Here is a 17,172-nt window from a genome sequence, read left to right on the forward strand (position 1 = left end):
CCGGCACGCGCCGCCGGTCCCGGGTGCGGCGACACGGGAGGCGCGGATGGTCAGGCATCTGATCTCGATCGACGACCTGACGGACGAGGACCTGCACGCCATCGTCGCCCGGGGGGTCCGGTTCCGGTCCGGAGCGGCGCGCCGGGAACGGCCGCTCGACGGCGACGTGGTCGGGGTCTACTTCCGGAAGACCTCGACCCGCACCCGAACCGCCTTCTCCAGCGGGGCACTGCGGCTCGGCGCGCAGATCGTCTCGTACGGGCCGGACGACCTCCAGCTGAACACCGGCGAGACGCACGCGGACACCGGCCGGGTGATGTCCCGGATGCTCGACGTGCTGGTGGCCCGGACCGCGGGCGACCCGGCCGAGCTGCGGCAGCTTGCCGCCCAGGACCGGATGTCGGTGGTCAACGCGATGAGCGCCGACGAGCATCCGACCCAGGCGCTGACCGACCTGACCACGCTGCTCGACCATTTCGGCCGGATCGACGGGCTCCGCGTGCTCTACGTCGGCGAGGGCAACAACACCGCCGCCGCGCTCGCCCTGGCGCTCACCCGCTATCCCGGCACCCACCTCGAGCTGCGTACGCCGCCCGGCTACGGGCTGACCGGGGAGATCTCGGCGACCGCCGTGGCGCGGGCGGCCCGGGGCACGGCGACGATCCGCGAGCGGCACGACATGGCCGGGCTGCCCGGTGGCTTCGACGTCATCTACACCACCCGGTGGCAGACCACCGGCACCAGCAAGCCCGATCCGGACTGGCGGGAGATCTTCGCCCCGTTCCAGGTCGGGGTCGGGCTCTGGGACGGCAGCCCGGACGCGGTCTTCCTGCACGACCTGCCGGCACACCGGGGCGAGGAGGTCACCGCCGAGGTGCTGGACGGCCCGGCGAGCATCGCCTTCGCGCAGGCGGAGAACAAGCTGCACAGCGCGATGGCGGTGCTGGAGTGGTGCCGCCGTGGCCCGGTCGGCGGGCCGCCGGGAACCGGCTCGTGAGCCTCGTCGAGGAGCCCGCCCCGCCCACCGGAGGCGCGGCGCCGGCCGCCGCGGGTTCGTCCGCTGCGGTGCAGCCCGCCGGGCCGGCGGCCGGTCGGACGGCGCCGGGGCCGCCGCCGCTGCGCCGCAACCGGGACTTCCTGCTGCTCTGGGCGGGGGCCGCCGGCACCCTGGTCGGTGCGCGGATCACCTCGATCGCGTACCCGCTGCTGGTGCTCTGGTACACCGGGTCGGCGGGGCAGGCCGGCCTGGTCGGCGCCGCCGCGCTCCTGCCACACCTGCTCGTCCAGCTGCCGGCGGGCGCGTTCGTCGACCGCTGGGACCGGCGCCGGTTGATGATCTTCTGCGATCTCGGCTGCCTCCTCGCCACCGGCAGTGTGGCACTGGCGGTGCTGCTCGACCGGATCTGGCTGCCCCAGCTCATGGTGGTGGCGTTCGTCCAGACCAGCCTGAGCGTCTTCTACCAGCTCGCCGAGCGGGCCGCCGTCCGGCATCTCGTGCCGGGCGAGCAGTTGCCGGCCGCGCTGACCCAGAACGAGACCCGGGGCCGGGCCGCGGTGCTGATCGGCCAGCCCGTCGGCGGCCTGCTCTTCACCGTCGCCCGCTGGGCGCCGTTCCTCTTCACCACCGTCGCGCACCTCGGCTCCCTGGTCGCGTTGCTGCTGATCCGCCGCCCCTTCCAGCACTCCCGGCCGGCCGCGCCGACGACGCTGCGCGCCGACATCGCCGAGGGCGTGGCGTGGCTGTGGCGGCAGCGGTTCCTCCGTACGGTGCTGGGCTTCGTCGCGGTCAGCAACGCCGTCTTCCAGGCGCTGACCCTGGCGCTGATGCTCACCGTCCGCAACGGCGGCGGTTCGGGTGCGGTGGTCGGCGCCGTGATCGGGGTCAGCGGGGTGGGCGGGATGCTGGGCGCGCTGAGCGGCATGTGGTGGCTGCGCCGGGCCACCCTGCGGGCGCTGGTGGTGGGCGGGCTGGCCGCCTGGGCGGTGACGGTGCCGGCGATGGCCTTCACCACCGACCCGGTCGCGCTGGCGGCGATCTTCGCCGCCAACAGCTACGTCGGCGGGTTGTTCAACGTGGTCGGCGGGGTCTACCTGGTCAGGATCACCCCCGACCCGTTGATGGGTCGGGTCGGCGCGGTCGCCACGCTGCTCGCCTCCGGGGCCAACTTCGTCGGTGCGCTCGGCGGCGGGCTGCTGCTGGCCGGTGCCGGACTCCGGGTGACGGTGCTCGGGCTCGGCGCGGTGATGGTGTCGCTGGTCGTGCTCGCCGTGCTCAGCCCGGCGGTGCGGGGGATCGCGGCGACCGAGGAGAACGCCCGGCTGGTCCGCCGCCGCACCGGCCGACGGAGCCGTGGCGCCGGGCAGGGCAGCCGCGGTGCCAGCCGGAGTATCGGAAAAGTATAGATCTTGCCGCCATCCTTGGACTGGATGACGGCTGTGTCACCAACGCATTACCTTCTGATTCCCGCCACCGGTCTCCAGCCTCGCGGGAGTCCTCTCGAAGGGAGAGCCCGATGGAAGGTCACCAGACCTGGAGACCGATGGAGATCGACCCGGCGGCCCCCGGGGTCGAGGCGAGCCCGCAGGGGCTGGTCGACCACCTCGCGAGCATGCCGGACCTGGCGAAGCTGCTGACCGCCGAGAAGGCGCTGGTCTTCCGCGGCTTCCAGGTGACCGAGGAGACCCTCGACCCGGTGATGGACCGGCTGCTGCCGAACCGGCTGGCGTACGTGCACGGCAACTCGCCGCGTACCAAGGTGGGGAAGAACGTCTACACCTCGACCGAGTACCCGCCCGAGTTCACCATCTCGATGCACAACGAGCTGTCGTACGCGCACCAGTGGCCGACCCGGCTGATGTTCTTCTGCCACACGGCGGCGGAGACCGGCGGCGCCACCCCGGTGGTGGACGGCGTCCGGTGGCTGGAGTCCCTGGACCCGGAGGTCCGGGCCGCCTACGCCGACGGGGTCCGCTACACCCAGAACCTGCACGACGGCTTCGGCCTCGGCAAGAGCTGGCAGGACACCTTCGAGACCGCCGACCGCGACGAGGTCGAGGCGTTCCTGAGCAGCACCGAGGCGAGCTGGGAGTGGAAGCCGGACGGCGGGCTGCGGGTCACCCAGGACCGCCCCTCCACCACCCGGCATCCCGTCACCGGGGTCGAGGTGTGGTTCAACCAGTCCGACCAGTGGCACCCGGCCGCACTCGGTGACGAGACCGCGAAGTCGCTGGCCGAGGTGCTGCCGCCGGACGAGCTGCCGCAGTCGGTCACCTTCGCCGACGGCAGCCCGATCCCGGACGACTATGTCATCCAGGTGCGCGACCGTGGGCTCGAGAGCGCCGTCGACGTGGACTGGCGGCAGGGCGACGTGCTGCTGATCGACAACGTACTGGTCGGGCACGGCCGGCGCCCGTTCACCGGGCGGCGCCGGGTCCTGGTCGCGATGTCCGACTGAACCTCCCTCGAAGGGCCGGACCATGACTCTCTCCACTACCGACACCGCCGCGACCACCGAGCTTCCGACGATGCCGTTCGTGCGCACCCGCGAATCGGCCGGGGTCGAGATCGGGGAGCTGATCGCGGCCGAGCGGGCCGACCTGCGGCGGATCCTGCACGAGCGGGGGGCGCTGCTGCTGCGCGGCTTCTCCGTCGGCGGCGTCGACGGATTCGACGCGGTGGTACGCGCGCTCTCCGGCCCGCCGCTGACCTACTCCGAGCGCTCCTCGCCGCGCAGCACCATCAAGGGCCAGGTCTACACCTCGACCGACTACCCGCCGAACGAGGAGATCTTCCTGCACAACGAGAACTCCTACCAGGCGGTCTGGCCGCTGACCCTGTACTTCTACTGCCGGCAGGCGCCGACGACCCGGGGTGCGACGCCGCTGGCGGACATCCGGAAGGTCTACCGGGCGATCGATCCGACGGTCCGGGAGGAGTTCGCCCGGCGGGGCTGGATGGTGGTGCGCAACTTCCACGCCTCGTTCGGGACCGCGTGGCAGCAGGTCTTCAACACCGACGACCGGGAGGCGGTCACCGCGTACTGCGCGGCGAACGGGATCGAGACCGAGTGGCGCGACGGCGGCGGGCTGCGTACCCGGGCGGTCCGCAGGGCGGTGCACACCCATCCGGTCAGCGGCGAGACGGTGTGGTTCAACCACGCGACCTTCTTCCACGTCACCACGCTGCCGGCCGACGTCCGGGAGGGTGTGCTGGAGATCTTCGACGAGGAGGACCTGCCGACCAACACCTACTACGGCGACGGTGCCCGGATCCCGGACGACGTCATCGGCCACCTGCGGGACTGCTACCGTGCCGCGACCGTCCGGTTCGACTGGCAGTACGACGACGTCCTGGTGGTCGACAACATGCTCGCGGCGCACGGCCGTGAGCCCTTCACCGGCCCCCGGCAGATCGCGGTGGCGATGGCGGAGCCGTCGAACGCCTGATCCCGACGCGAGCGAGCGCCCGCCCCGGGCGGCCTGACGGCCGCCCGGGGCGGGCTTTCGTATCCCATCAACTATTTCCGGCTTGTTTAGGGCTGTTCCGGCCGCGATTGTCTGGGTTACGCGCCAGTACGTGAAAGTTGCTTGTCTTTTGATCGGAACCCGGTATCCCGGCGACCTGCGATTATGGGGCTCCGGGTCGGCAAAGAAGCGGTAAGTTTCCCGGCTGTCCGGGTCAATTGTCCTGGTGACAGGGACATCGCGGCAACGCGATCGGACCGCCCTTACCTCGGAGAAGACTCTCCGTCAGGATTGGCGAGTGACGTTTTCCTGATGTTTCGCTCGAAGTTCTTGTCGGTGTCTCCAACCCGACTTGATTGCATATGCGGGCGCCGATATTGTAGGCGGAACCGTCCGTGCGCGTTTGGGAGAGCTGGCGTCCGCGGTCGTGGTTGCCGAGAGGGTGTCGCTCATTCGGTGGCCCGGCGTGGCCGGTCTACGCTTCCCGCAGCCAACATTTGGGGGGAAATGCGGGTGGGAATCGTGGGTGTCGTGGAGCAGGTCGCCCGGCTCGCCGGCCGGGATCCGGACCGGGAGGCGGTCGTCTGCCTGCGCTGGAGTGAATGTGAAGAGCATTCGGAATCCTTGCGCTACGGCGAACTGGACCGTGCGGCCCGGGTGCTGGCCGGTCGGCTGCGGGACCGTTGTCGTCCCGGTGACCGGGCACTGCTCCTCTATCCGACCGGCCTCGAGTTCGTCAAAAGCATCCTGGGGTGCATGTATGCCGGAATTGTGCCGGTGCCGGCGCCGTTGCCGGACGGGGACAAGCACCACCTCATGCGGGCGACCGGGATTGCCCTGGACTCGGATCCGCGCATCGTGCTGACCGACAGCGCGAGCCTGGTGACGGTCTCCGACTGGATGAGCCAGGACGGGTTGGACCGGTTGCTCTGCACGGCCACCGACCTCGCCGTCGCGGACAGCTCGGGCACCTGGGACGGTTCGCCGCGAATCGGCACCGAGGCGCTCGCGCTGCTGAGCTACACCACCGGATCCACCAGCGATCCGAAAGGTGTGATGGTCAGCCACGAAAATCTGGCGCACAACTTCGGCATATTCCGGGAGGCACTTTCCCTGACGCCGGAGGACCGCTGCCTCAGTTGGCTTCCGTTGCACGACAGCGCCGGTCTGATCGAAATGCTGCTCGAGCCGCTCTATCGCGGCGCCACCACCGTTCTGATGTCACCTGACGATTTCTTCGCAGATCCGTCCCGCTGGTTGAAAGCCATCGACAAATACGATGTCCGGGTCAGTTCGGCCCCGGGCTTCGCATACCGCCTCTGCGCACGGGAGTTGACCGACGAGCAGGTCAACGGCGTCGACCTGGGTCGTTGGGAGCATGCCTGGGTCGGTGGCGCGGATCCGATCGAGCCGGAGCCGTTGATCGAATTCACCGACCGGTTCGCCGCGGCCGGCTTCCGTCGCGAGGCGGTGCGGGTCGGTTACCGCATCACCGAATCCACGCTCTTCGTCTCCGGTACCCGACCCGGTCGTCCGCCCGCCGTGGAACGCTTCGATCCGAGCCGCTTGGAACAGAACGTCCTGCTGCCGGCCGCGGTCGATACGCCCAGCGCGCGATCACTTGTCAGCAGTGGTGTGGTGCACGGTCTCGACGTCAGGATCGTCGACCCGGAAACGGCCGCGATCCTGCCCGACGGCCGGCTCGGCGAGATCTGGATCCGGGGCCGGAGCGTGGCCCGTGGCTACTGGCGGCGGGAGCCCGAGACCGATCGGGTGTTCGGCGCGACCACGGCCGCCGGCGAGAGCGGCTACCTGCGTACCGGTGACGTCGGTGTCTGGGCCGGTGCCGAGCTCTACGTGCTGGGCCGGATGCGGGAGATGCTCGTGATCGGCGGGCGCAGCCTCTACCCGTACGACATGGAGAAGGCGGTACGCACCTCCCACATCCGCTTCGCCGACCTCACCGGCACGGTCTTCGCGGTGCCGTCACCCCGGCAGGAGATCGTGGTACTGCACGAGGTGCGGGGCGAGCCGGCGGATCCGGCCGCGCTCTCCTGCCTGGCCCGCAGCGTCAAGGACTGGCTCAGCCGCTGCTTCGGGGTGCGGGTCGCCAACGTCGCTTTCCTGCGCCCCGGCAAGGTGCGCAAGTCGCCGGGGGGCAAGGTGCAGCGGGCGCTGATGCGGGAGCTGTTCATGGCCGACGCCCTGGACCCGGTCTACGAGGATCTGGACATCGAGACGCAGCGCCGCTACCGCACCGTCGGTCGCCCCCTCGCGGTGCCGGCGAGACAGGGTCTTTCGGTGACGACGGGCGGCGGGAGGTTCTGATGGACTTCCGGATCCTCGGTTCGGTCGAGGTGGTCGACCCGACCGGCGTGGTCGAACTCAGCGCCGCCAAGGTACGCACGGTGCTCGCCGCGCTGCTGCTCGCCCGGGGCCGGGTGGTCTCCGACTCGCGACTCGCCGTCCTGCTCTGGGGAGACGACCCGCCGGTCACCGCGGCCGCACAGATCCAGACCTACGTCTCCCGGCTGCGCGCCAAGCTCGCCCCCGATGCCGAGATAGTCCGGCAGCGCCCCGGATACGTGCTGCGGATCGCGCCCGACCGGTTCGACCTGGTGCGCTTCGAGCGGCTCGCGGCGTACGGCCGGGACGCCCTCGCCGACGGCCGGCCGGCCGAGGCCGCGCAGGCGCTGTGCGACGCGCTCGCGCTCTGGCGCGGCCCCGCGCTCGCCGGGGTGACCGAGTTCCTCGGCGACGCGGAGCGGCCCCGGCTGGAGGAGGCCCGGCTCGCCGCGCTGGGCGACCGGATCGACGCCGAGCTGGCGCTGGGCCAGCACGCCCGGCTGGTCGTCGAGCTGACCGGGCTGGTCGCCGCGGACCCGCTGCGCGAGCAGTTCCGGGGTCAGCTCATGCTGACCCTCTACCGCTGCGGGCGGCAGGCGGACGCGCTCGCCAGCTACCAGGACTACCGGCACCTGCTCGCGGAGGAACTCGGCATCGACCCGGGGCGCGAGCTACAGGACCTGCACAAGTCCGTGCTGGCCGCCGAGGAGTCGCTCACCCTGCCGGCGGCGGAGCAGCGGGTCGTGGCCGGAGGCGCCCCGGTCGGATCGCCGCCGTCCCAGCTACCACCGGACGTGGCGGACTTCACCGGCCGGGACCGGGAGGCCGCCCAGGTGGCCGCGCTGCTGCGCAGCAGCACGGAGGGCGGCGGCCGGCGGCTGGCCTGCGTGATCGGCGGAATGGCCGGGCTGGGCAAGACGGCGTTGGCGATCCACGTCGGCCACCTGCTGCGTCCCTCCTACCCGGACGGGCAGATCTACCTGGACCTGCGCGGCGCCGGGCCACAGCCGGCGGACTCCGCCGACCTGCTGGGCACCCTCCTGCAGGCGCTGGGCCTGCCGGCGTCGGCCGTGCCGCCGTCCATGGCCGAGCGGGTCCAGCTCTACCAGAGCAGGCTGGCCGGGCGGCGGGTGCTGGTGCTGCTCGACAACGCCGCCAGCGAGCAGCAGGTGCGCCCGCTGCTGCCGGAGAGTCCCACCTGCGCGGCGATGGTGACCAGCCGGGCCCGGCTCGCCGCGCTGGAGGGCGTGCCCCTGATCGACCTGGACGTCCTCGAACACGTGCAGGCGCTGGAGCTGCTCTCCAAGATCGTCGGTGCCGCCCGGGTGGCCGCCGAACCGGAGGCGGCGGTCCGGATCGTCCGGCTCTGCGGTCACCTGCCGCTCGGCGTACGCATCGCGGGCGCCCGGCTCACCGCCAAGCCACACTGGCGACTGGCCCGGCTCGCCGACCGGCTCTCCAGCCAGCGCCGCCGGCTCGACGAACTCCGGATCGGTGATCTCGAAGTCCGGGCCAGCGTGGCACTGAGCCTCCAGGGCCTGGAGGAGCCGGCCCGCCGGGCGTTCCGGCTGCTGGCCCTGCTGGACGTGCCCCGGTTCGCCATCTGGACCGCCGCGGTGCTGCTCGACGTCACGCTCGGCACCGCCCGGGAACTGCTGGAGCAACTGGTCGACGCCCGGCTGCTGGACGTCGTCCAGGTTGACGGGGCGAGCCAGGTCCGGTACCTCTTCCACGACCTGGTCCGAGCGCTCGCCCTGGAGCAGGCCGCCGGGGAGGAGACGGCCGACGAGCGGTACGCGGCCCTGGACCGCGTCTTCGGCGGCCGGTGGCCCGGCCCCGGCAGCCAGGAGAACCGATGAACGCCGGGATCCGTCCCGGCGTACCCGCCCGAGACAAGGGAGCCGAACGGTGAGCACGTACAGCGGCGTGGCGAACGCCTGGTTTCTCCGCTTCGGCGCGGCCAGGCGGGCCACGCTCCGGTTGGTCTGCTTTCCGCACGCCGGTGGCGGCGCGAGCGTCTTCCGGCAGTGGGCGGATCTGGTGCCGGAGTCGATCGAGGTTGTCGGGGTGCAGTACCCCGGCCGGCAGAACCGCTACGGCGAGCCGGTCATCGACGACATGACCGTGCTGGTCGACGAGGTCGTCGCGGCGGTCAACCGTGAGCTTGCCGGCCCGGTGGCGCTCTTCGGGCACAGCATGGGCGCGGTGGTCGCGTTCGAGGTGGCCCGGCGGCTGCGGAGCGGTGCTCCGGTCACGGTGCGTCGGCTCTTCGCGTCGGCCGGTCCGGCGCCGTCGGCCCGGCGCTCGCTCGGGGTGCACCTGCGGGACGACGACGGCGTGGTCGCGTACCTCCGGGAACTCGGCGGCGGCGGTGTGGAGCTGCTGGAGATCCCCGACATCCGGGAGTTGACGCTGCCCATGGTCCGGGGCGACCTGCGGCTGATCGAGACCTACCGGTACGCCCCCGGCGAGCCCCTGACCTGCCCGGTCACCGCGATCGTCGGGGATCGGGACCACACCTTCACCACCGCCGACGCGCGGCACTGGGTGGTGCACACCAGCGCCGGACTCGACGTGCACTCGCTGCCCGGCGGCCACTTCTATCTCGACGACCAGGCGGAGCGGCTGGTGCCGCTGCTGGTCGAGCGGATCCTTTCCCGATAGGGCTCAGCTCTCGCCGTCGCCGTCGCCGTCGTCCGCCGGGAGGTAACGGCGGACCCGGATGCCGTGGCCGCGCGCGCGGATGCCGTCCGCCTCGGCGATGGCGGCGACCGGATCGGTGAGGAAGTCGAGCGCCACCGCGGTGTCGCCCTCGATCCGGGCGCGCATCCGCTCCAGCCCTTCCGGGGTGCTGGCCGCGATCGCGTCCAGCTTGCCCAGTGCCGCCGCCCTGAGCCGGTAGTCGTTCTCCACCTCGACGACGACCTCGGAGACCACCACGTAGCGCTGGATCCGGGTGGAGGGACTGAGCCCTCGGTCCATCTCTTCCTGCACGGTTCCGAGAATAGTCGTACCTTTCATGCGCAGAAACCCTTATTGGTCCCCGGTCAGGGGTCTTTATTTACTTACGGGGTTCCGGCGCGGTTTGGGGGACTTCCTGTATGGACCTCGGGTGAGAATGCCGCTACCCTGCGGGATGGTGTACGCCCCGATGCGCCGAGGATCCCCCCGACCGCAGGGTTGACGACACGTTGAGACGACGGGCTGGCCGGATGCGCGACGTGGTGGTGCTGGGCGCCGGAGTCGTCGGGCTGACCACGGCGGTCCGGCTGGCCGAGGCGGGCGCCCGGGTGACGGTGCTTACCGCGCACGATCCGGCCGACACCGTTTCCCGGGTCGCCGCCGCGGTGTGGTATCCGACCCGGACCAGCGCCGATCCCCGGGTGCTGGGCTGGGCGCGGCGCACCTTCGAGACCTTCGCCGGGCAGGCCGGGCAGGGCGTGCCCGGCGTGGTGATGCGGCCGACCCGGATGCTGCTGCGCGCACCGGTGACTGCCGGCGATCCCTGGTGGGCCCCGGCGGTCACGGACTTCCGCACCGTCCCGCCCCCCGACGGGTACGCCGGGCAGTGGCGGTTCACCGTGCCGGCGGTCGAGATGGGACCGTACCTGGACTGGCTGCTCCACCGGCTCGGCGAGCTCGGCGTGCCGGTGCGCCGGCACCGGGTGGACCGGCTGGTCGACGCCGCCAGCGGGGCGGCCGGGGCGGTGCCGCCGGCCGGCCGGCCGACGCTGGTGGTCAACGCGACCGGGCTGGCCGCCGGAGACCTCGCCGACGACCCGGCCGTGCACCCGATCCGGGGGCGGATCGTCCTGGTCGCCAACCCCGGCATCACCACCTCGGTGCGGGACGAGGCGAACCCGGCCGGGGTCACGTACGTGCACCCGCGCCGCCGGGACGTGGTGCTGGGCGGCACCTACGAGCCGTACCGGACGGAGACCGGGCCCGACGAGGCGGCCGGTGAGGCGATCCTGGCCCGCTGCGTCGCGTTGGTCCCCGAGCTGGCCGGCGCGCCGGTGCTCGGACAGCTCGCCGGGCTGCGGCCCGGTCGGCACGGCGGTGCCCGGGTCGCCGAGGAGGCGGCGGGGCTGCCCGGCCCGGTCCGGCTGATCCACAACTACGGGCACGGCGGTGCCGGGGTGACCCTGGCCTGGGGCTGCGCCGACGAGGTCGTGGCGCTCGCCGGCACGGGACCCGGCGGGGCCTAGCCCGGTGGGGCCAGTTCGGCGGGGCCGGTGCTCGGCGCGGGGCTGACGGCGGCCTGTCGAGGCGCCGGGGCGGTGGTCCGGGCCATCAGCACGTGCAGCGGCTCGGGCCGGCCCAGGTGGTAGCCCTGCCCCCGGTCGACGCCGAGCCTGCGCAGCACCGGGACCAGTTCCGGCCGGTCGATGTGCTCGGCGACGGTCCGCATCCCGAGCCCGTGCGCGGCCCGCACCACCGCGTCGATCAGGATCGGGTCGGAACCGCCGTGGTCGGCCTGGCGGACGAACTCACCCGCGATCTTGACCGCGCTGAACGGCAGGTGCTTCAGATAGACGAAGGAGCCGTACCCGGCGCCGAAGTCGTCGAGGCTGAACCGGCAGCCGGCCGAGGTGAGCGTGGAGGCGAGCCGCCGCGCGGCGGCCAGGTTCGCGATGGCGGTGGTCTCGGTGATCTCCAGACCGAGCTGGGTGGCGGGTACGCCCGCGGCGGCCAGCGTGCCGACCACCCAGTCGCCGAAGCTCGGATCCTCCAGGGAGCGGCTGGAGATGTTGACATCCAGCCGCAGCTCCACCCCGACCGCCCAGGCGGAGGCGAGTGCCGAGGTGGCGGTCTCCACCACCCAGCGGTCCAGTTCGTAGATCATGTCGCCGCGTTCGAGTGCCGGCAGGAAGTCGCCGGGACCGATCTGGCGGTGCTGGTTGTCGCGTACCCGCATCAGCAGCTCGTAGCTGCGTACCCGGGCGTCCGCGAGGTCGATGATCGGCTGCGCGTCGAGCTGCAACTGGCCGGTGTCGAGTGCCCGGCGGACCCGGGAGAGCAGGTCGACCCGGCGGGCCGCCACGCGCTGCTGCTCCGGGGCGAAGAGCCGGGCCCGGTTGCGGCCCTCTCCCTTGGCCTGGTAGAGCGCGAGGTCGGCGTGGGCGAGCAGCAGGGTGTCGTCCTCGGCGGTGTCGAGCGGGGCGGCTCCGATGCTCAGCGTCACCCGCAGCGGCTCACCCCGGACCGCGAGCGGGGTACGGGCGACCAGGTCGCAGAGGCCGGCCCCGATCGCGAGCGCCCGGTCGGCGTCGCAGCGGGGGAGCAGCACGGCGAACTCGTCCCCGCCGAGCCGGCCGAGCACCGCCTCGGTCGGCAGGTGACGGGTCAGCAGGCGGGCCAGCAGCCGGAGCACCTCGTCGCCGACCGTGTGGCCGCGCAGGTCGTTGATGTCCTTGAAGTTGTCGATGTCGATCAGGAGCAGTGCCGCGGTCGCCGGTGCGCCGGCGGCGATCAGCTCGCTCATCCGGGCGGTCAGGGCCCGTCGGTTCGGCAGGCCGGTCAGCGGGTCGTGTTCGGCCAGGTAGGCGAGCTCGTCCTGGACCTTTCGGATCTCGGTGATGTCGTGCGCCGTGCCGAGCATCCGCAGCGGGCGGCCGGACTCGTCGGTGAAGACCTCGCCGTAGCACTCCAGGATCCGCATCTGCCGGCTGTTCGCCTGGTACATCCGGTGGGTGTAGGTGAAGGGGGCGGCCTCCCGGATCGCCCGGTCCAGGGTCGCCTCGATCATCCCGAGGTCGTCGGGATGGATCATCGTCCGGTAGGTCGGGTAGTCCAGCGCCGTCTCCGGGGCCAGCCCGATCATCGCCTTGAGGGTCGGTGACCAGACCACCTGGTCGGTGGGGAGGTGCCACTCCCAGGTGCCGACCCGGGCCAGTTGCTCGATCCGGGAGAGCCGCCAGGCGTAGTCGTCGGCGCGGCGCCGGTCGGCGCGCTGCTCGGTGACGTCCGCCAGTTCGAACACCAGCCGGGCGTCCGGCTCCGGAGCGCTGCGGGGCAGCGGCGGCAGCCTCCGGCACGTCACCCGCAGGTGCCGGATCTGGCCGTCCGGCGTCGGACAGCGCAGCTCGACCGGCGGGCCGTCCGGGGTGGCGGTGGCGAAGGGCAGCGAGCCGATGTCCGCGCCGACCAGCTGGCCGAGCCGCTGCGCCGCGCGGTTGTACCAGGTCACCTCGCCCTGCTCGGAGGTGGTCAGCAGGGCGGTGGAGGTGGTGTCGAGCACCGCGGTGGGCACGCTGGACGGCAGTGCGGACACGTGGCCTCCCGTAGTGATCGGCCGGATCCGGTGCACGGAACGCGGGACGCGCACGGCCGGCCGTAACGGCGCACCGAGTGTACGGAGGTCAGACGCCGACGGCCAGCGTCGATCGCCGGACGGGACATCGCCGGCCCGAGCGTCGCCGGCCAGGGCCATCGCGGGACGGTGTCAGGAGAGCCCGGGCGCGTCCTGCCGGACGATCGCCACCGCCACCCGGCAGAACTCGTCCATGTCCGGGGTGAAGCCCTCGGCGATGTCGGGGTGCAGCCCGGCCCTGGTCTCGTCGAGCAGCCGGCGGCAGACCTCGTCCACGGGTTCGCCGGTGTAGTCGGCGCGGACCCGGTCGGTCGCCGCGCGCAGCGCGGAGGTGAGCTGCTCCTCCAGCGGATCCCGCAGATGCTGCCGCGTCGCCTCCAGCCCGGTGCCGTCGAGTGTGACGTGTGGCTCCGACATGGCCCGCTCCCTCCGTCGCCGGTATCGTCACCGCCGGATCCCCGTCAGCCGCCGGTGGCCGTCCGCGTACCCAGCGGAAGCCGCCGGTAAAACCGGTCACGTCGGCGGAGCCCCGCGCAGCCGCCCGTGCGAGAGCGCGCGCCCGTGCCCGTGCCGGGGTGCGGCGGGCGGCCGGCCGGGGCTCACGGCTCACACCGCCGACGGCAGCGTGCTCACCCGGACCAGGTACGACATCTCCTCGGCCGGTTCCTCCCGGTACGAAATCTGCTGGATCTGCCGGTCGTCGACGTAGAGCGCGACGTCGGCGAGCACCCCGAGGTGCGCGAGACCGATGTCGGCGGCGCGCTTCTTGTCCTGCAGCACGGCGCCGATCCCGCCGAGCAGGGTTGCCGCGTCGGAGGTCCGGCCACCCGGTGGGCGGCGCAGCACGACCTCCAGGGCGACCGGCTCGGTCAGCGCCGTCCAGCCGCTGCGCTGCGCCGCCGCGCAGGCGGCCTGGAGCAGCGTACGGACCCGGGCGGCCTGCCGGTGACCGGCGGCGAAGATCGACAGCGCCTCGGTCCTGACCGGTGGCGGCCCGCTGACCTCGAAGGACAGGGTGAGCGTCCGGGTGTTCTGCACGGCGGCACCTCCTCTTGCGGACGATCCTGCCCAAGGATCGCGGGGACGGGGCGCGTTTCGCCTATCGGAACCCGCCGCTCGGAACGGACCGGACCGCCGCGACCACGGCCGGGCGGCGGGGGCCGGTCCGGGCGGCAGGTGAGAGGCCGGTCCGGGAGCGTGTCGGCGTCGACGGCGACCTGCTGGCGCCGGAGGCAGCACCCACGGTAGCCGAGGCGGCGGCCCTCCGGAATACCACAGTGGATTCCCACCCGGTCGCCGGTCGCGGGGGCGGGCTGTCCGGCTGGGTCGTGCCGATCATGTTTCTGGCGATGGTCGTCGATGTTTCGTTCGCCGGGCGGCGGGGCAGTGGGGACGTTCGACACCCTTGCCGGGTCCGGCGGCCACGGGTCCGCCCCCGTGGCGACCCGCATCGGCCGGCGGCCTGAGGCGGGGTGCTTTCGCCGTGTGCCGGGACGGGTACGCCCCGGCCGTCGTGGAGAGAGAGGCGGCGTGATGAGCGATCACCGGATGCGCGACGTGAGACGTCATCGGCGGTCACGATGGGCGGACGCCGACGTCGGCAGATCGGCCGGGGCCGGCTCGGCGGGGTGCGGCCATGGCTGAGCCCGACCGGGAAGGCCGGGGCCGCCGGATCCGGCTCGGGGCGGCGGCGGTCGCGGTGACGCTGCTGGCGCCACTCGCCGCCTGCGGCTCCGGCGACGACGGCGGTATCCCCACGATCAACCTCTACTACACCACCGAGCAGAACATCCAGAAGGTGGTGGACGACTGCAACGCCGAGGCGGGCGGACGGTACCGGATCGTCTACCGCGTCCTGCCCCGGGCCGCGGACGACCAGCGCGTCCAGCTGGTCCGCCGGCTGGCGGCCGAGGACACCGGGATGGACATCCTCGGGCTGGACGTGACCTGGACCCAGGAGTTCGCCAGCGCGGGCTGGCTGCTGGAGTGGACCGGCGAGCGCCGGGCCGAGGCCGAGCGGGGCACCCTGACCGGGCCCCTGGAGACGGCCCGGTACGAGGGCCGGCTCTACGCCGCACCGAAGAACACCAACGTGCAGCTGCTCTGGTACCGCTCCGACCTGGTGCAGCAGCCGCCCCGGACCTGGGACGAGATGATCCGGATGGCCCAGGAACTGCGGGGGCAGGGCCACCCGTACCGGGTGGTCACCATGGGTGCCCAGTACGAGGGGCTGGTCGTCCTCTACAACACCCTGGTGGCCAGCGCCGGAGGCCAGATCATCGACGAGGACGGCACCAGGGCGGTCTTCGACGACGGCGCCGTCCGGGCCCTGGAGGTGCTGCACCGGTTCGCCACCGCCGGGATCACCACCTCCTCCTTCTCGAACACCATCGAGGACCAGGCCCGGCTCGACTTCCAGTCCGGGCAGGGCGCGTTCCAGCTGAACTGGCCCTTCGTCTATCCGGCGATGCAGGAGGCCGCTCCGGAACTCGCGGAGAAGGTGCGGTGGGCCCGCTATCCCGGGATCGACCCCGGCACACCGAGCAGGGTGACCATCGGCGGGTTCAACCTCGGGGTGAGCCGTTACACCCGGCATCCGGACGAGTCCTTCGACGCCGCCGCCTGCATCCGCAACGCCGAGCACCAGAAGTTCTCGGCGATCAACGACGGGGTGCCGCCGACCATCGAGAGCGTCTACGCCGAGCCGGAGATGGCCGAGGCGTACCCGATGCGGGACACCATCCTGGAGGAGCTGAAGGACGCGGCGACCAGGCCGCGCAGCCCGGCGTACCAGAACATCTCGACCGTGCTGTCGGCGATGCTCTCGCCGCCGTCGGCGATCGACCCGCAGGAGACCGCGGAGCGGATGCGGGAGGCGACGCAGGACGCGCTCGATTCGAAGGGGGTGCTGCCGTGAGCACCGAGACCGGGACCACGACCGCCGTCGACCCCGACGGCGCGACCGGCGCGGTGCCGGCGCCCCGGCGGGGCCGGCCCGGCCGCGCCGGGCGGCCGGCGCTGAGCGAGGGGAAGCGGGCCGAGCGCCGGTTGGCCTGGGTGCTCTGCGCGCCGGCCGCGCTGGTGATGCTGGCCGTCACCGCCTATCCGATCCTCTACTCCGTCTGGCTGTCGATGCAGCGTTTCGACCTCAAGTTTCCGGAGGAGCGGGAGTTCATCGGGCTCTCCAACTACGTCACGGTGCTGACCAACGACTACTGGTGGACCGCGTTCGGGGTGACCATGCTGATCACCGTCGTGACGGTCGCCGTCGAACTGGTGCTCGGGATGGGGCTGGCCATCGTGATGCACCGGACCATCGTCGGGCGCGGGCTGGTCCGGACCTCGGCGCTGATCCCGTACGGCATCGTCACCGTCGTGGCGGCCTTCTCCTGGCGGTACGCCTGGACTCCCGGCACCGGATACCTGGCCACGCTCTTCAGCGACGGGGCACCGCTGACCGAGCGGGCCAGCGCGCTGGCGATCATCATGCTGGCGGAGATCTGGAAGACGACCCCGTTCATGGCGCTGCTGCTGATGGCCGGCCTGGCCCTGGTGCCGGAGGACCTGCTCAAGGCGGCCTCGATGGACGGCGCCACCGCCTGGCAGCGGTTCGTCAAGGTCATGCTGCCGGTGATGAAGCCGGCGATCCTGGTGGCGCTCCTCTTCCGCACCCTGGACGCGTTCCGGGTCTTCGACAACATCTACGTGCTGACCGGCGGGTCGAACGAGACGTCGTCGGTGTCGATGCTCGCCTACAACAACCTGATGCGCGGGCTGAACCTGGGGATCGGCTCCACCATGTCGGTGCTGATCTTCCTCACCGTGGCGATCCTCGCGTTCGTCTTCGTGAAGCTCTTCGGCACGGCCGCGCCAGGTAGCGGCACAGACGAGGGAGGCCGCCGGTGAGTGCGAGGAGCGTAGCGCAGCGGAGCACCGCAGTCGCGAACGAGGGTGGTGCGGTGAGTGCGAGGAGCGTAGCGCAGCGGAGCACCGCAGTCGCGAACGAGGGTGGTGCGGTGAGTGCGAGGAGCGTAGCGAAGCGGAGCACC

At 72.2% G+C, this 17,172-nt stretch carries 14 protein-coding genes; 10 read left to right on the plus strand and 4 right to left on the minus strand.

The genetic code is table 11. The features are described from left to right. Positions 1–46 precede the first annotated feature (46 nt). The 7 genes from ACN27G_RS08940 (at position 47) to ACN27G_RS08970 (ending at position 9,474) form a co-directional block, all read left to right on the plus strand. Entirely contained in the window at positions 47–997 is a 951-nt protein-coding gene (locus ACN27G_RS08940) for an ornithine carbamoyltransferase (RefSeq protein WP_421497281.1), read from the plus strand. Further along, positions 994–2,403: an MFS transporter gene (locus ACN27G_RS08945; RefSeq protein ID WP_421492302.1), complete on the plus strand. Its 1,410-nt coding sequence runs from the start codon at positions 994–996 to the stop codon at positions 2,401–2,403. The genes ACN27G_RS08940 and ACN27G_RS08945 overlap by 4 nt, the downstream gene beginning before the upstream one ends. 110 nt (positions 2,404–2,513) lie before the next feature. Next, positions 2,514–3,455 carry a TauD/TfdA family dioxygenase gene (locus ACN27G_RS08950; RefSeq protein ID WP_421492303.1) on the plus strand — a complete coding sequence of 314 codons (942 nt, stop codon included), beginning with the start codon at positions 2,514–2,516 and terminating at the stop codon, positions 3,453–3,455. A gap of 22 nt (positions 3,456–3,477) precedes the next feature. Next, the gene (locus ACN27G_RS08955; protein WP_421492304.1) at positions 3,478–4,446 is read left to right on the plus strand and encodes a TauD/TfdA family dioxygenase; all 969 of its coding nucleotides are present in this window, start codon (positions 3,478–3,480) and stop codon (positions 4,444–4,446) included. A 330-nt stretch (positions 4,447–4,776) separates the two neighbouring features. After that, entirely contained in the window at positions 4,777–6,792 is a 2,016-nt protein-coding gene (locus ACN27G_RS08960) for a fatty acyl-AMP ligase (protein WP_421492305.1), read from the plus strand. Beyond that, a complete protein-coding gene (locus ACN27G_RS08965; RefSeq protein ID WP_421492306.1) occupies positions 6,792–8,669 on the plus strand; it encodes a BTAD domain-containing putative transcriptional regulator in 1,878 nt (625 codons plus the stop codon). The genes ACN27G_RS08960 and ACN27G_RS08965 overlap by 1 nt, the downstream gene beginning before the upstream one ends. Positions 8,670–8,718: 49 nt before the next feature. Next, positions 8,719–9,474: a thioesterase II family protein gene (locus tag ACN27G_RS08970; protein ID WP_421492307.1), complete on the plus strand. Its 756-nt coding sequence runs from the start codon at positions 8,719–8,721 to the stop codon at positions 9,472–9,474. Positions 9,475–9,477: 3 nt separating this feature from the next. Here ACN27G_RS08970 and ACN27G_RS08975 read toward each other — a convergent pair whose 3' ends face one another. Then, positions 9,478–9,804, minus strand: coding sequence for a hypothetical protein (locus ACN27G_RS08975; protein ID WP_421492308.1), 327 nt, complete (start codon positions 9,802–9,804; stop codon positions 9,478–9,480). A 197-nt stretch (positions 9,805–10,001) separates the two neighbouring features. On the opposite strand from ACN27G_RS08975, the gene ACN27G_RS08980 reads away from it, so the two are divergent. Then, the gene (locus ACN27G_RS08980; protein ID WP_421492309.1) at positions 10,002–11,018 is read left to right on the plus strand and encodes an NAD(P)/FAD-dependent oxidoreductase; all 1,017 of its coding nucleotides are present in this window, start codon (positions 10,002–10,004) and stop codon (positions 11,016–11,018) included. On the opposite strand, the gene ACN27G_RS08985 is transcribed toward ACN27G_RS08980, so the two are convergent. The 3 genes from ACN27G_RS08985 to ACN27G_RS08995 all read right to left on the minus strand — a co-directional run bounded on the left by ACN27G_RS08985 (position 11,015) and on the right by ACN27G_RS08995 (position 14,161). Continuing rightward, positions 11,015–13,084 carry a putative bifunctional diguanylate cyclase/phosphodiesterase gene (locus tag ACN27G_RS08985; protein WP_421492310.1) on the minus strand — a complete coding sequence of 690 codons (2,070 nt, stop codon included), beginning with the start codon at positions 13,082–13,084 and terminating at the stop codon, positions 11,015–11,017. The two genes, ACN27G_RS08980 and ACN27G_RS08985, sit on opposite strands and share 4 nt — an antisense overlap. A 171-nt stretch (positions 13,085–13,255) precedes the next feature. Next, a complete protein-coding gene (locus tag ACN27G_RS08990; protein ID WP_421492311.1) occupies positions 13,256–13,540 on the minus strand; it encodes a hypothetical protein in 285 nt (94 codons plus the stop codon). A gap of 189 nt (positions 13,541–13,729) precedes the next feature. Beyond that, positions 13,730–14,161, minus strand: a complete 432-nt coding sequence (locus tag ACN27G_RS08995) for a hypothetical protein (protein ID WP_421492312.1) — start codon at positions 14,159–14,161, stop codon at positions 13,730–13,732. Positions 14,162–14,759: 598 nt separating this feature from the next. On the opposite strand from ACN27G_RS08995, the gene ACN27G_RS09000 reads away from it, so the two are divergent. Together ACN27G_RS09000 and ACN27G_RS09005 are read left to right on the plus strand one after the other, a co-directional pair. After that, entirely contained in the window at positions 14,760–16,040 is a 1,281-nt protein-coding gene (locus ACN27G_RS09000) for an ABC transporter substrate-binding protein (protein WP_421492313.1), read from the plus strand. Next, the gene (locus tag ACN27G_RS09005) at positions 16,037–17,029 is read left to right on the plus strand and encodes a carbohydrate ABC transporter permease (RefSeq protein WP_421492314.1); all 993 of its coding nucleotides are present in this window, start codon (positions 16,037–16,039) and stop codon (positions 17,027–17,029) included. The genes ACN27G_RS09000 and ACN27G_RS09005 overlap by 4 nt, the downstream gene beginning before the upstream one ends. Positions 17,030–17,172: the final 143 nt, after the last annotated feature.

Origin of the sequence: Plantactinospora sp. WMMB334 (genome assembly GCF_049179095.1) — a bacterium.
Classification (GTDB): domain Bacteria; phylum Actinomycetota; class Actinomycetes; order Mycobacteriales; family Micromonosporaceae; genus Plantactinospora.

Excerpts from the sequence above, each read along its gene's own strand:
- ACN27G_RS08990 (WP_421492311.1), bottom strand. The coding sequence starts at position 13,540 with ATGTCGGAGCCACACGTCACACTCGACGGCACCGGGCTGGAGGCGACG.
- ACN27G_RS08940 (WP_421497281.1), top strand. The coding sequence starts at position 47 with ATGGTCAGGCATCTGATCTCGATCGACGACCTGACGGACGAGGACCTG.
- ACN27G_RS08960 (WP_421492305.1), top strand. The coding sequence starts at position 4,777 with ATGTTTCGCTCGAAGTTCTTGTCGGTGTCTCCAACCCGACTTGATTGC.
- ACN27G_RS08950 (WP_421492303.1), top strand. The coding sequence starts at position 2,514 with ATGGAAGGTCACCAGACCTGGAGACCGATGGAGATCGACCCGGCGGCC.
- ACN27G_RS09000 (WP_421492313.1), top strand. The coding sequence starts at position 14,760 with ATGGCTGAGCCCGACCGGGAAGGCCGGGGCCGCCGGATCCGGCTCGGG.
- ACN27G_RS08955 (WP_421492304.1), top strand. The coding sequence starts at position 3,478 with ATGACTCTCTCCACTACCGACACCGCCGCGACCACCGAGCTTCCGACG.
- ACN27G_RS08965 (WP_421492306.1), top strand. The coding sequence starts at position 6,792 with ATGGACTTCCGGATCCTCGGTTCGGTCGAGGTGGTCGACCCGACCGGC.